This window comes from Nonlabens xylanidelens (genome assembly GCF_002934445.1).
Lineage (GTDB): Bacteria > Bacteroidota > Bacteroidia > Flavobacteriales > Flavobacteriaceae > Nonlabens > Nonlabens xylanidelens.
On the sequence record NZ_PTJE01000001.1, the window covers coordinates 610,850 to 625,453 of the forward strand.

Annotated in this window: 13 protein-coding genes; 7 read left to right on the top strand and 6 right to left on the bottom strand. The window is 35.1% G+C overall.

The window, feature by feature from the left end; genetic code table 11:
- Positions 1–68: 68 nt before the first annotated feature.
- A complete protein-coding gene (gene trhO, locus LY01_RS02765; protein WP_104514275.1) occupies positions 69–1,100 on the bottom strand; it encodes an oxygen-dependent tRNA uridine(34) hydroxylase TrhO in 1,032 nt (343 codons plus the stop codon).
- A gap of 185 nt (positions 1,101–1,285) precedes the next feature.
- Here trhO and LY01_RS02770 point away from each other — a divergent pair, with 185 nt between their 5' ends.
- The 6 genes from LY01_RS02770 to LY01_RS02790 all read left to right on the top strand — a co-directional run bounded on the left by LY01_RS02770 (position 1,286) and on the right by LY01_RS02790 (position 8,805).
- Complete coding sequence (locus LY01_RS02770; protein WP_104514276.1) at positions 1,286–4,306, top strand: T9SS type A sorting domain-containing protein; 3,021 nt, start codon at positions 1,286–1,288, stop codon at positions 4,304–4,306.
- Between the two features lie 401 nt (positions 4,307–4,707).
- Entirely contained in the window at positions 4,708–4,884 is a 177-nt protein-coding gene (locus LY01_RS15085; protein WP_170034485.1) for a hypothetical protein, read from the top strand.
- 184 nt (positions 4,885–5,068) lie between these two features.
- Positions 5,069–6,082, top strand: coding sequence for a recombinase RecA (gene recA / locus LY01_RS02775; RefSeq protein WP_104514277.1), 1,014 nt, complete (start codon positions 5,069–5,071; stop codon positions 6,080–6,082).
- A gap of 112 nt (positions 6,083–6,194) precedes the next feature.
- Complete coding sequence (locus tag LY01_RS02780) at positions 6,195–6,617, top strand: hypothetical protein (protein ID WP_104514278.1); 423 nt, start codon at positions 6,195–6,197, stop codon at positions 6,615–6,617.
- 83 nt (positions 6,618–6,700) lie between these two features.
- Entirely contained in the window at positions 6,701–7,180 is a 480-nt protein-coding gene (locus tag LY01_RS02785) for an RNA polymerase sigma factor (RefSeq protein ID WP_394340824.1), read from the top strand.
- Positions 7,181–7,182: 2 nt separating this feature from the next.
- A complete protein-coding gene (locus LY01_RS02790) occupies positions 7,183–8,805 on the top strand; it encodes an outer membrane beta-barrel protein (protein WP_104514280.1) in 1,623 nt (540 codons plus the stop codon).
- 136 nt (positions 8,806–8,941) lie between these two features.
- Here LY01_RS02790 and LY01_RS02795 read toward each other — a convergent pair whose 3' ends face one another.
- Positions 8,942–9,622 carry a lysophospholipid acyltransferase family protein gene (locus tag LY01_RS02795; RefSeq protein ID WP_104514281.1) on the bottom strand — a complete coding sequence of 227 codons (681 nt, stop codon included), beginning with the start codon at positions 9,620–9,622 and terminating at the stop codon, positions 8,942–8,944.
- Between the two features lie 212 nt (positions 9,623–9,834).
- Here LY01_RS02795 and trpS point away from each other — a divergent pair, with 212 nt between their 5' ends.
- Positions 9,835–10,803, top strand: a complete 969-nt coding sequence (gene trpS, locus LY01_RS02800) for a tryptophan--tRNA ligase (protein ID WP_104514282.1) — start codon at positions 9,835–9,837, stop codon at positions 10,801–10,803.
- Positions 10,804–10,925: 122 nt separating this feature from the next.
- On the opposite strand, the gene LY01_RS02805 is transcribed toward trpS, so the two are convergent.
- The 4 genes from LY01_RS02805 to LY01_RS02820 form a co-directional block, all read right to left on the bottom strand.
- The gene (locus tag LY01_RS02805; protein WP_104514283.1) at positions 10,926–11,543 is read right to left on the bottom strand and encodes a deoxynucleoside kinase; all 618 of its coding nucleotides are present in this window, start codon (positions 11,541–11,543) and stop codon (positions 10,926–10,928) included.
- A 2-nt stretch (positions 11,544–11,545) separates the two neighbouring features.
- The gene (locus LY01_RS02810; protein ID WP_104514284.1) at positions 11,546–12,331 is read right to left on the bottom strand and encodes a hypothetical protein; all 786 of its coding nucleotides are present in this window, start codon (positions 12,329–12,331) and stop codon (positions 11,546–11,548) included.
- Positions 12,332–12,414: 83 nt separating this feature from the next.
- A complete protein-coding gene (locus tag LY01_RS02815; protein ID WP_104514285.1) occupies positions 12,415–13,104 on the bottom strand; it encodes a response regulator transcription factor in 690 nt (229 codons plus the stop codon).
- Entirely contained in the window at positions 13,097–14,584 is a 1,488-nt protein-coding gene (locus tag LY01_RS02820) for a sensor histidine kinase (RefSeq protein ID WP_104514286.1), read from the bottom strand. The genes LY01_RS02815 and LY01_RS02820 overlap by 8 nt, the downstream gene beginning before the upstream one ends.
- Positions 14,585–14,604: the final 20 nt, after the last annotated feature.

Below are 14,604 nucleotides of genomic sequence, written 5' to 3' on the forward strand. Positions count from 1 at the left end.
AAGGATTGAATGAAAATTCCGCTTTCGCGAAAGCGGAACTAGTAAAATCTTAATTTAAATTTCTTAAGCTATTTCTTATAAGCCAGCTTTTCTGAGCGGCCTTTTTTGAAAATGTTATTGCTGTTGTAATGTCCTGCTCTCAAAGCTTTTTGCTCTTCATAAGGCAGCTTAATAATATCATTACATTCTTCACTACAACAGTTTTCATACTTCTCTTTGCAAGAATCGCACTGAATAAATAGTAAATGGCAGGCGTTATTTTCACAATTAGTATGTGTGTCACAAGGAGCACCACATTGATGACAGTTAGAGATAACCTCGTCACCTATCTTTTCGGCAAGTCTGTGGTCAAAGACAAAGTTTTTACCTCTGAATTTATTCTCTAGATTTTGTTCAGTTACCTGTCTGTGGTATTCTATAATACCACCTTCTAGTTGGTAAACGTCCTTAAAGCCTTTGTGTTTATAATAGGCGCTAGCTTTTTCACAACGTATACCACCAGTACAATACATGACTAGCTTCTTGTCTTCTTTATGATCTTTAAGTTTATCTTCTATATAATCTAAACTGTCTCTAAAGGTGTCCACATCTGGAGTCCAGGCATTTTTAAAATGGCCTATTTCTGACTCGTAATGGTTGCGCATATCCACTAGAACTGTATTAGGGTCGTCGATAAGTTCATTAAAAGCAGTCGCGTCTACGTGTATACCTTTATTAGTAACGTCAAAGCTCTGGTCCTCAAGTCCATCTGCGACTATTTTTTTACGCACTTTTACTTTGAGTTTTAAGAAGCTCTCGTTATCGTGCTCTCTTGCGATATTTAAACGTACGTTTTCTAAGAAATCAATACCGTCTAAAAAGGTTTTAAATTCTTCAAAACGATCTCCAGGAACAGATAGTTGTGCATTAATACCTTCATGAGCGACATAAATTCTCCCTAGAACATCCATGGGATGCCAGTGAAGAAATAGATGATCTCTAAATAGTTGTGGATTACCGATCTGGTGGTACTGATAGAAAGATATGGTAAGGCGTTCTTTTCCAGCCTCGCGTATTAATACACGTCTTTCTTCAGCACTTAGTTTGTTATACAGTTGCATGCTATAAACAGTTTATGTGTTGAAAATTTGCGCAAAGATACTGAGAATTAATAAAAGACTAAAAGCAGTATTTGGTCTGTTAAAAGAGTCATTTCAACTACTTAATACTAGTTTTTGAGATAGGGTTTAAATTAACTGTACTTTTTGGGCCTAGAATTTACTCTAGAATCTAAAATCAATATTATATGAAATTAAAATTACTCTTAACCACTATGGTGGTATTCACCTTTGGACTTGTTGCTCAAGGACAGTCTACTATTAATATAACAACAACTATAGATGTTTGTTGTGGTACAGAAAAATGGGTTAGTATAACCGACATGGCAGACGGTGCAGGAACTCAAATATGGGGTCAAGGTGATGGGACTTATGGAAATGGACAAGGAGTTATTAATCAAGATGTTACTCTAGCGCCTGGTACCTACTGGGTGAACTGTTATGATAGATATGATGACTCGTGGGATGGTACGACCATAGATGTTACTGCTTATGGTACTTCTATAGGTAATAATGGTGGTGTATCGCCAGATGACGGTAATGATGTAGATGGTGATTCTTCTTGGGAAACGCCAGCAGATGAATTAGAAGCTTCTTTTATGATAGTTGTACCTAATCCACCAGCTTGTTCTCCTCCTACTAGTTTAACTGCTGTGTCAAATACGACAGACTCGGCAGAATTATCATGGACTGCTAGCGTTAGTGGTGAGGTTTTATGGGATATCGAGTTGGGTGCAGCTGGATTTACACCTACTCAAACTCCAACGGATATAGGTGTGTCAAATCCATTTATCGCAACTAATCTTATTTCAGGAAATAGCTATGATTATTATTTAAGATCTGACTGTGCAGCAGCAGGAAGTAGTGTTTATACAGGACCATTTACTTTTAGAGTGCCTGGCTTTGGAGATACTTGCTCAACTGCTCTAGCATTGAATGTTGAGGTAGATTGCAGTGCTGCAACTCCATATACTTTAGATTTTGCAACTACAGTTGATATAGGTACTACTGCTGCAAGCTGCGATACTTTTGGTGTAAATACAGGAGCTTGGTTTGAATTTACTGCTCCATCTGTTGGGTCGGTAATTATTAATTCTAGTACTACAATGGAATTTGCTCTGTTTGATACATGTGGTGGTGCTGAGATAGTTTGTGAGAGTACTGCAACTACTACAAGTGATATTATTACAGGTTTAACGCCTGGTAGTATATATAAGCTTGTGATGTGGAAAGATAGTACTACTGCAGGTCTTACTGGGACTACAGATATATGTATTCAAGAGGGGCCTACCTGTTTATCACCTAATAATCTTTCCGTTTCTAATATAACGACTAATACGGCTATGTTATCTTGGGTATCTGGTGGTAGTGGAGAAGCATCTTGGGATGTAGAGTTAGGAGTTGATGGATTTACACCAACAGGAACTCCAACTGATTTTGGGGTATCTAATCCTTTTATGGCAACAAACCTTATGCCTGAGACGGCTTATGATTATTATGTGCGTGCAGATTGTACTGGTGGTGATACAAGTGAATATTCAGGACCTTATAGTTTTACGACAGCTTGTATTGCGATTGTTCCTGATTATAATGCTGATATGTCTGTAAATGTTCCTAACTGCTGGGAAGAGGCAGATAGTGGAAATATGACTACTGGACCTTCTGATATTGGTGCTGGTACTTGGACTTCTTCAAATCATAATGGTACATCTAGTAATAGAATTAACATGTGGCAAGCGACTAGAAGTGACTGGATTATATCACCTACTTTTGATTTATCTACTGCTGCACCTAGTGAATTAAATGTGTACGTAGCTTTAACTGAAGGAGGTACTAGCGGTTCTGGTGCAGACTTAGGTTCTGATGATAGAGTGAGTTTATTAATGACTATTGATAACGGTACTACGTGGACCGAGATGCAAGCCTGGGTACAAGGAACTGTGCCAACAGATGTAGGTGAAGAAATCACTTACGATTTATCTGCAATTACTGGTAATGTACAATTTGCGTTTTTAGGAGATGAAGGTTCAGTAGATGATGCTGAGGATGTATATTTTCATGTAAGTAAGTTTCAAGTAAGAGAAGTACCTAGCTGTCCAGATACTGCAAATCTCACGCTAGTAAGCGCTACCGCAACAGATGCTATTATTAATTTTGATAGTAGTAATGCTATGAGTGCAGGTACTTATGAATATGCATTGATGTCTACAGCTACAGCAACGCCAGTTGTTACAGGAGTATGGTCTGATGTTGCAGGAGTAAATCCTAATGTTACCTATACAATAATGGGACTTAGTGGAAATACAGAGTATTTTTTATATGTAAGAGAAGTTTGTGCTAATGGTGATCAAGGTTCATGGAATCCTACACCTTTAATCTTCTCTACAGCTTGTGGGGTGGTTACTTCATACCCTTATACAACAGACTTTACCATAAATGTTCCTAATAGTTGTTGGGATGAGGCTGGTAATGGTGAGATAGTAGATGGTCCTTCAGGATTCGGTACTTCAGACTGGAGAGCTAGATCTTATGTTGATTTTGCTGGAACTTCTATACCTAGTAATGCAATTAATATTTTTGCAGGTGATACAGATAGAGAGTGGCTTATTTCTGAACAATATGACATGACAGGTACGAGTAATGACGTACTTACTGTAGAGGTGGCAGTAACTAATTGGAATAGTACAAGCGTTCCAGATACTATGGGGTCTGATGATCAGGTAGATTTACTTATAACTACAGACGGTGGTACTACATGGACTTCTTTACTAACATGGACGGTTGCAAACCAGCCTGCAGTAGATGGTACAAGAGCAACTGTTGATTTAAGTTCTTATAGCGGTACAGTTCAGTTTGCATTTCTTGCTAGCGATGGGGTAGCAGATGATTTTGAAGATTATGATTTTCATGTAGGTAGATTCATTATAGATGGTACAGCTGGTAATGAAGATGTTTTTGAAAATAATTTATCTCTTTATCCTAATCCAGTAAATGGCGATGTGGTAACAATAAATATGAATGGCTCTAGTGCACCTTCTTTAGAGGTTGCTATTTATAATTCTATAGGACAGCAAGTAATGACTCGATCATTTGACCAAGTAAGTAATACAATTAATATTGATAATATTTCTAGTCTTTCTACAGGTATGTACTTTGTGAAAGTAGTTAATGGTAATTCTCAATCTACTTTGAAATTTATAAAAGAGTAAGAATGTAGTTTACACATTTAATCTATTTAGAAATGGGAATCTTGTAATGAGATTCCCTTTTTTTATGCCGTTCTATTTGTTGTTGTTCCGCTTTCGCGAAAGCGGAATTATATCATAAAATCATCTATGAAATAAGTTGTTTTGTATTATGTAATCGTACTGATTAAAAAGTGCCGAAAACGATAAATGAAGCACAAAGTAAAGGTATAGCTAGATTTTAAATAGTTTTTCTAGGGTCAATATCAAGAAATGATGATCAATTGTGTGCTAATGGAATAAAAATGTATCTTAATCCTGTAAATGGTTATATAATTTATATATTTAGGCTCGTTTATAGAAGGAAAGGTGCAGGTGATATTATTTAACAAAAAAGATAATTTTAGAATAAAAAAAATTGGGAAATGAAAAATAACAAATATTTAGTTTTAGCAATCTTTATATTAATAGGTACAATGGTGCATGCGCAAGCTCCTGTTTTTGAAGAAGATGTTACTGACGTAGCACCCATTCCTGGTCTTTTACTAGCACTTTGTGCGGCAATCGGTATAGGAGTAGCAAAATTAAGAGCGAAAAAATAACTTTAAGTTATTCAATTAATTAAAAAGGGAATCTTGTTATGAGATCCCTTTTTTTTATGTTTAATGGTTGGATATAAGATTCGCTTTCGCGAAAGCGGAACTTTTATAAACATCGTTAATAACCTAATCTCTATACTATTGTTTCTACTTTATCTAGACCGTATTTTTACCTAAAATAATTACAATGGCAGACGATAAAGAGAAAGAAGCAAAATTAAAAGCCCTTAAATTAACCCTTGATAAGCTGGATAAGGCTTACGGTAAGGGAACGGTAATGAAAATGGGTGATAAGCAAGTTGTTGAGGTAGAATCTATTTCTACTGGTTCACTTGCCTTAAACGCAGCTTTGGGTGTAGGTGGTTATCCACGAGGTAGAGTTATTGAAATTTATGGACCAGAATCTTCTGGTAAAACAACTTTAACCTTACACGCAATAGCAGAATGTCAAAAAGCAGGTGGTATCGCAGCATTTATTGATGCTGAGCACGCTTTTGACCGTTTCTATGCAGAGAAGCTAGGTGTTGATCTGGATAATTTAATTATTTCACAACCAGATAATGGAGAACAAGCTCTAGAAATTGCAGATAACCTAATACGCTCGGGAGCAATAGACATAATAGTAGTAGACTCTGTAGCAGCACTTACTCCTAAAAGTGAGATAGAAGGTGAGATGGGAGATAGTAAAATGGGTCTTCATGCTCGTTTAATGTCACAAGCACTAAGAAAACTTACAGGTTCTATTTCTAAAACTAACTGTACGGTTATATTTATTAATCAGTTACGTGAGAAAATAGGTGTAATGTTCGGTAATCCAGAGACTACAACTGGTGGTAATGCCTTGAAATTTTACGCTTCTGTAAGACTAGATATAAGAAGATCTACACAAATTAAAGATAGTAGTGGTGCCGTGTTAGGTAACAAGACTCGTGTAAAAGTGGTGAAGAATAAAGTAGCACCACCATTTAGAATGGCCGAATTTGATATCATGTACGGTGAAGGTGTTTCTAAACTAGGAGAAATTATCGACTTAGGTGTTAATTATGAAATCATCAATAAGGCTGGTTCATGGTTCTCTTATGAAGATACTAAACTAGGACAAGGTCGCGACTCTGTTAAGACTATTCTTAAGGATAATCCAGATCTAGTAGAAGAGTTAGAAGTTAAAATTATGGATTCTATAAAGGCTATAAGTAACTAGTCTTTTACCTATTATAAACTTTAAAACCGCTCTCTTTAAAAAGAAGCGGTTTTTTTTATAACTAGACGCAACCTTTTATATAAGTGAGCATCTATAATGTATAATACTGAAAATGAAGATGAGATTAAAATTTATTATGATTCTTGCACTAGCAATAATCACCCTTAATAGTTGTAGCATAGATGATGGTAATAGCAATGCTATCATCAATTATGAAGCGCTAGCTGTAGAAAGTGTAGAGCTGCCACAAGCGTTTACCTTCGGTGATGTGCATGTAATTCCTGTCACTTTTGATTTTACTAATAGCTGTCAGAACTTTGCAGGCTTTGAAGTAGATTCTAACTTAAATGAAAGAGTCATTACCGTGGTAGCATCAGTTAGTAACGGTAATTGTCTTGATGAGGTAGTTAGAACAGAACAAAATTTAAGATTTTTAGCAGCAAGTAATGGGACTTATGTATTTAAATTCTTTACCGGATTTGATGTAAATAACCAACCTACTTATTTAGAATATACAATACCTGTAGAAGAATGATTGAATTTTAAATTGTGGTTTATAAAAAGATAGTTTCATTATGTCAAAAAAATGATCCTAAAGCCCAAAGAGAACTCTATGAAATGTTCTCACCTAAGCTTTATGGATCCTGCTTAAGATATGCTCCTAATGAGCAAGAGGCACAAGACATTTTGCAAGATTCTTTTATAACCATATTTAAAAAAATAGATCAGTTTAAATTTAAAGGTTCTTTTGAAGGCTGGTGTAAAAGAATAACGGTAAATACAGCCTTGCAAAGGTATAGAGGTACAAAAGTATTTGACTTAGTTAATGAAGATCAAATAGAAGATGTAGAAGCCGTTGAGGTAGAAGAGTCTGATGACGTACCACTTAAAGAGTTACTTTTTATGGTACAGCAGTTACCAGAACGATATAGACTGGTCTTTACTATGTATGTAATGGATGGATACAGTCATAAAGAAATAGCAGAGATGATGAAGATTACCTTAGGTACGTCAAAATCTAACCTTGCTCGAGCAAGGCAAAACTTGCAAATAATGGTTAAATCATGGCGAGAATCGCATAATTCTAACGCCAGCTAATTATGAGTGAAAAGAAAAATATAGATAGACTTTTTCAAGAAGGTTTTAAAGACTTTGAGGTGAAACCACCTGCTATGGTCTGGGATAATATTGGCCAAGAAATAGGTCATAATAAAAAGCAGAAAGCTATTTCATTATGGTGGATTCTAGGCGGTGTAGCTGCTGGACTAGCTATATTATTTACATTCATTTACACCGGTGTAGATAACGATAGCTTAATTAATGACAGTTTACCTATTGTTAACACTCAAGAAAAAGTAAGAAAGAGCAATGATTCTCAAATAAAAACTGAAACTAAAGATGTTGATAGTAGTCTAGAAGCACCATCTTATAGTAAAGAATCAATTAAGGATGTACAATTAGTAACTAAGGATCTTGATTCTGAGCAAAACGGTTTAAATAATTTAAATGAAAACCCTGTTAGTGATACGAGAACAGAGACTCAAATAAACGCTCCTAAAAAATCGAGTAATTTATTAACTGCTGGTAATTCTTCTACTAAGAGTGATTTAAATAAAAATACGGTAATAAATACATATTCCAGTCCGTCCAGAACTGGAGCTAATGATAGATATAATAAAACTCCTATTGCTCAAAATAATAATCAATCTGTTTTAGCAACTCAAAGTGATAATTCTCATGTACTAAATGACAATTCTAACAAGGTAAATGCGATCACAGAAAATAATTCTACGGGCTTGAATACGGCTGGTAAGAAAGCAGGTATTAGTGATAGTTCTAAGAATAAAGTAGACGACATTCTAAATAAAGATGCCTTAGACAGTGCTGTCGCAGCAGTAGATTCCATTAAGAAAAAACTACCTACTCTAGAAGAAATAGCAGCAGAAGAAGAAAAAGAAGACAGTTTAAATGTAGCTGTGTTTAAAGGAAAATGGGCAGCAAGTACACAAGTAGGGCCTGTTTATTCCAACAGTTTAAGTGGTAGTGCTATAAACAGTGAAGTAATCGATAATAATCGCGATGCAGGGCTCAACCTGAGTTATGGTATAGGATTAAGCTATGAGATTTCTCCTCGATGGAGTGTAAGAACCGGTCTTAATCAAGTAAACATGACTTATAGCACACAAGATGTTAATTATCAGGTAAATGTAGACATAGCCAGTCGCGGTCAGTTTCTTCCACAGGCTTATTCTTCTAGTGCTATAACGAGTGCAGTGGTGACTAATGCTAGCCCACTTTCTAATGATGCTTTAGATACTGGTTTTGCAGTGCAAGAGTTAGTAGATAGTCAGTTACAAGGCTTTAAAGGAGAGCTTTCTCAACGATTAGGTTACATAGAAGTACCGTTAGAACTTAGATACAGTTTGATAAACAACAAATTTAAGATAAACGTATTAGGTGGTATGAGCGCTTTATTTCTAACAGATAATATGGTGACTGTTCAAAATGATAATCAGCGATTAGAGTTAGGTGAGGATGGTAATTTTAATGAATTCAACCAGAGCGCAAACTTTGGATTAGGATTAAGCTATGACTTTACATCTAAATTAGGTGTGTTTATAGAACCTACATTTAAATATCAATTAAGTACTTTAAGAAATAACGTTGCAGACTTTAAACCCTATACCATTGGGGTACAAAGTGGTGTGGCATTAAAATTTTAAATCACTAGCAGTCATTGTGAGCTAGTTAAGATTTCAGTGAAAAAGAAAAAGAAGAATATTGAGGTTGGTTATTGAAACTCAATTTTTGCAATGATGATGAAAAACCGTTTCCGTGCCATGGAGCGGTTTTTCTATTTTAAGCCTTTTCTAGAGAGTGAAGAATGATGTTTCTTACGCTTTCGCGAAAGCGTGCCTTATCCTCCATCACCTTCATACCTACCGTCTCAATAGGGGCATGAGTTTCTGCTCTCATAATCCCAGGACTACCTCCCCAAAAGTGGAAAGGAAATCGTTTTTTATTATCGTATAAAGTAACTGGTAATAAAGGTATTTGATGCTCTATGGCTAGTCTAAATGCACCATCCTTAAAAGGATCTAAAACCACATTTAAATCGTCAGAAACGCCGCCTTCCGGAAAAATACAAATCCCAACACCATCTTGCATGCGCTGTCTAGCACGATCAAAAACCTCTTTTCTACTTCTAGGATTTTTTCTATCCACTAGAATACAAGTACGCTTATAGAAAAAACCAAAAACAGGAATCTTAGAAAGCTCTTTTTTACCTACAAAGACAAAAGGGTTTTTAGAGATCAACAACATCATCATAATGTCAGTCATACTCGTGTGGTTGGCAACCAGCATATAACTTTGATTCTTTTTCATGGGTTGGGCACGCTTAATAACTGGCCAGAAACCCATTCCATAGATAATTATTGCCGACCAAAATCGAGCTACCTTAAAGAATAAATGATACGTTTTTTCTGAAATAGTAAGCAGTACCAGTAAGGGAAACATAATAATAATAGGTACACCCATTAAAATATAAAACCATACTCGGTACAAAGGCATCAATATGTAGCGCATCCATTTCAAGGTATCAAAAATAGAAGAATTTATGACTTTATGGACATCTATTTCTATGGATCTACTTAAAATAATTGCCCTCATGATATTTTATAAAGCTTTAACGTCCTTTCCATTGTGTTGATCGCTTTTTACTATTTATCTTTGATCCTCAATTAAAAACAATGGCAAGAATACTTACTGGCGTTCAATCTACTGGAACACCGCACTTAGGAAACCTTCTAGGAGCAATTTTACCAGCGATTGAAATGTCTACAAATGAAGAAAACGATTCTTTTCTTTTTATTGCAGACATGCATTCCTTGACACAGATTAAGGACGGAGATTTATTAAGAGAAAACACCTATTCTACAGCAGCAGCATGGCTGGCATGTGGTTTAGATATCAATAAAACCGTTTTTTATAGACAAAGTGATATACCGCAAGTAACAGAATTAAACTGGTACCTTGCTTGTTTCTACCCATTTCAAAGGCTAACTCTAGCGCATAGTTTTAAAGATAAAGCAGACCGTCTAGAAGACGTAAACGCTGGTCTTTTTACCTATCCTATGTTAATGGCTGCAGATATTTTATTATATGATGCAGAGATCGTTCCTGTAGGAAAAGATCAATTACAACACCTTGAGATTACTAGAGACGTTGCTGGAAGATTTAATAATAAGATGGGAGAAACTTTTATTGAACCTCAAGCAAAGATTCAAAAGGATGGAATGCTTATTCCAGGAACTGATGGAGAAAAGATGAGTAAGTCTAGAGGCAATTATATCGATATTTTCCAGACCGATAAGAAATTGCGCAAACAGTGTATGTCTATAGAGACAGATAGTACACCTTTAGAAGAACCTAAAGATCCAGAAACTTGTAATGTTTTTGCATTATATAAGTTAATTGCACCAGAGCAAAAGATACAGGAATTGCGCAATAACTATGAGGCTGGTAACTATGGTTATGGACATGCAAAACAAGCGCTTTTTGAAGCACTTTGTGACCGATTCAAAGATGCCAGAGAACGTTATAACTATCTTATGGATAATAGACATGAAATAGATGAGGCACTAGAAGAAGGTGCTTTTAAAGCACGTCATATTGCAAATGATGTATTAAAACGTGTACGTAGTAAAGTAGGGTATTAATACTTGAATACTTTTTATAACAAAGCCTGTTCTAATATTTAGAACAGGCTTTGTTAATATATTCTTTTCACAAGAGTGAATAAATCAAAAATCTCCAATCGTTAATCAGATATCTTTAATCTTTAAGCAAAAAGCCCAGTTAACTCGGCATCAATTTTATTAATAATACCACCTAGATCTTCAGGATTATTTACAAAATCGATATCATCTACATCGATTATTAATAAGTTACCCTTATCATAACCATGAATCCATGCTTCGTAGCGCTCATTTAAGCGGCTTAGGTAATCTATAGAGATCGTGTTTTCATAATCGCGACCACGTTTATGAATTTGGCTCACTAGATTAGGTATAGAACTGCGCAAATAGATCAATAAATCAGGGGCAGCAACTACCTTTTCCATAAGGTCAAATAAGGAACTGTAATTATCAAAATCACGTTGAGATAATAATCCCATTGCATGTAGGTTAGGTGCAAATATGCTTGCATCTTCATAAATAGTACGATCCTGTATGATTTTATTTCCACTCTCGCGTATATCCAGCACCTGACGGAAACGGCTGTTTAAGAAATAGACCTGTAAATTAAAGGACCAGCGCTCCATATCTTGATAAAAATCTTCTAGATATGGGTTTTCTAAAACATCCTCAAATTGAGGTGTCCATTTATAATGTTTTGCAAGTAAGTTAGTTAGGGTAGTTTTACCAGCACCTATATTTCCGGCAACGGCTATATGCATCTTTATTTCTTAACAGGATTGATCTCATAAACGTCCACACGTTTATCATGCCAAAGATAAAGTTTTCCGCCCTTTAGATAAAGGGTTTTAATGTCCTTTTCTAAGATGGTGATGGTTGCGATCTCGCTTTCGCGAAAGCGGAACGTTTTATCTAACTTATAAACCTTAATTATACCTTGTTTAAGTATAACTAGACTTTCAAAATCATAATCTATAAGTGTGGTATTTTCTATAGCTAGGGAAGAGGTTTTACTACCGTAGGAATTAAATGTTTCTATAGAATGATCACTCAGCACATGACAAAAATTATAATCACTGTATAATTGAGATGTAGTTTCTTTTAAAACAGCAGTGCTTATTAGAGTCTTGTTATTAATGTAATCGTATAACTCTAGACGGTTTTGGTCCAGATCGTGTAACCATAAACGGCGCTCGCCGGCTAGTCTAGCGTGTTCTATAAATCTGCTAGGTGTTAGTTGATTTAAAAGAATACGCTGCTTTTCATTAAGCCTATTATCTAGTAAAACTATGGTCTGAGTGTCTTTATAGAATAATAAAATGCTTAATGGGTTGATAAGATCTACCTCAGTTAAATCGCCTAATTGTAGGTCATAGAATTGTGTGACCTCTTTACCGTTTTTCTTGAAAAAGGCATCGTTTTTACCATAATAAACAGCGCCAAAATCATCAAGACCATAGAAAGAGTCTGCCGTAAGATTAAAACCTTGATCTATTTTTTGAGCCCAAGAAAGCGAGCTTATAAAAAGTAAAAAGAATATCCATTTCATAAAAGCAAAGTACAACTAACTAAGGACTTTTATAATATGATTCTATTTACTTTAATAACTAGTAATATTAACTAACGACTATTTTACGGCGCCATTAATTTATATCCATAACCACGCACGTTAACTATTTCTAACTGGTCGTCTTGCGCTAGTTTTTTTCTTAACTTAGTAATAAATACATCCATACTACGGCCAGAGAAAAAGTCATCATTACCCCATAATTTTTTAAGAATAAAAGTACGGTCTAGTACTTTGTTTTTCTTTAAAACAAGGTGGTATAACAAGTGTGATTCTCTATGAGTCAATTTAGTAACCTCTTCTTTATAAATAAGTTGTTGTTTTGGGAAATTAAAAGAATAGTCGCCTAGTTCATAAATAGCAGCGGTTTTTTGAACCGTCTGTCTACTCAATAGGTTTTCTATGCGCACTATAAGTTCTTCCATAGAAAAGGGTTTTTTAAGGTAGTCATTACCACCTACATGAAAACCTTCTAGAACGTCTTCTGTTTGAGATTTTGCGGTTAGAAAAATAATAGGAATTTCTTCATTCTCTACGCGTATTTTCTTAGCAAGTTCAAAACCGTCTAGTTGCGGCATCATTACATCTAGTACCAGTATGTCTGGTTGTTTTTCATGAAAAGCATCTAGTGCTAGTGCACCGTTTTCTTTATGTCGTACACTAAAACCTCTAGTCTCTAGACTTTCTTTTACGATCATTCCTAATGCAGGTTCATCTTCGGCTAGGATAATGTCTATGGTGGTATTTTTATTCATGAGGCATCGTGATTTTAAAAGTGGTTTGTGGTTGTGCAGCAGCAGTAATCGTACCGTTGTGTTTTTCTATAATAGATTTAGTATAAAATAAACCGATACCGAATCCTTTTACATCGTGTCGGTTTCCTTTTCCTACTCGGTAAAACTTGTCAAAAATAAGTTTTACGTCCTTATTGCTTAAATTCTGTCCATTATCGCTAACAGTAATAATAGTGGAATTAGAATTGTTTTTTAAATCGACTGTGATCTGGTCACCACCGTATTTTATTGCGTTATCTATAAGGTTATTAATGGCATTTTCTAGGTGAAAAGCATCGGCAGTAATGGTGATGTTTTTATCTAACTCGTTAAATGTAATTTTTTTAGAAGTTTGATTTTGATGTTTTTTAATGATTACATCTATCAATTCATTAATCTCAAAAGCACTTTTTTGTAGCATGAGATCTTTGCTGTCTAGCGTGGCAGTTTCTAATATGCGCTCTACCATACCGTTAAGCTTTACTAACTGGTCGCGACCCATACTTAAATACCGATCGGTTTTATCGAGATCTCCACTATTTGTAAAGCTTTGTACACCTTCTAGTGCCGCGCTAGCAGTAGCGATAGGTGTTTTAAACTCGTGTGTGATGTTAGAGATTAAATCGTTTTTCATCTCTCCTAGAGCTTTTTGTTTTTTAATTATCTGTAATAGATAAAAGAGACAGAGAACAACTGCTGCGATAAGAAGCGCGCTTAATAGAATACCGGTTAGGTTTAGTTTATAAATGTTAGGGGACAGACTAGAGTAATTTAATAACAACGCATCCCCACGTCTTATTAATTGAGAATTTGCTCTAAGAACGTTTTTGTCGATACTTTTTAATAAAAAATTATTCTCGTCTGTCTCTACTACTTTAAATTCATACTCTACATCTAGACCTCTATGAGTGAGATGTGTATTAAGAAGACTGTCTAGTCTTTCCAGATTCATTTCTTTTTCTTGTAGACTTCTCACCACTTTTGCAGTAAGGGTAAACATGGTGCTAGGTAAATTAACTCGGTCTGTAAAAAAGGTTTCTACAGGAATGTAGTCACCATCAGGTTTTTGAATTTCATAGTTAGGAAAATTCCACAAATCCTTCATAGGTTCTAGTTCATTTAAACTAGCCATATCACCACCTTGAGTAATGAAAATCTCACTCATTTCATTAGTAGGTCTGTTTTCTAACAGAAAACCTAAACTATCTACGTTACTAAAAAGTTTGTCAAATTCTTTCTTACGATTAGTCGTCTGTTTAACAATGATTCCAACGTTATTATCCTTAACGAGCTGTTCATAATAAGTATCAACACTTTGGTCTAGACTCTTCTGCAAGTCAGTAACCAGATTTTTTTTTGATTCTTGAAAGTTGTTGTAATTCCAGTATAGTTGAATTGCTAGGGTAGTAGCAATAACAACACTTATTAAAACTAGAAGAAAGTGATATTTTCTATCATTCATAATTTCAAAGGTGCGCTATT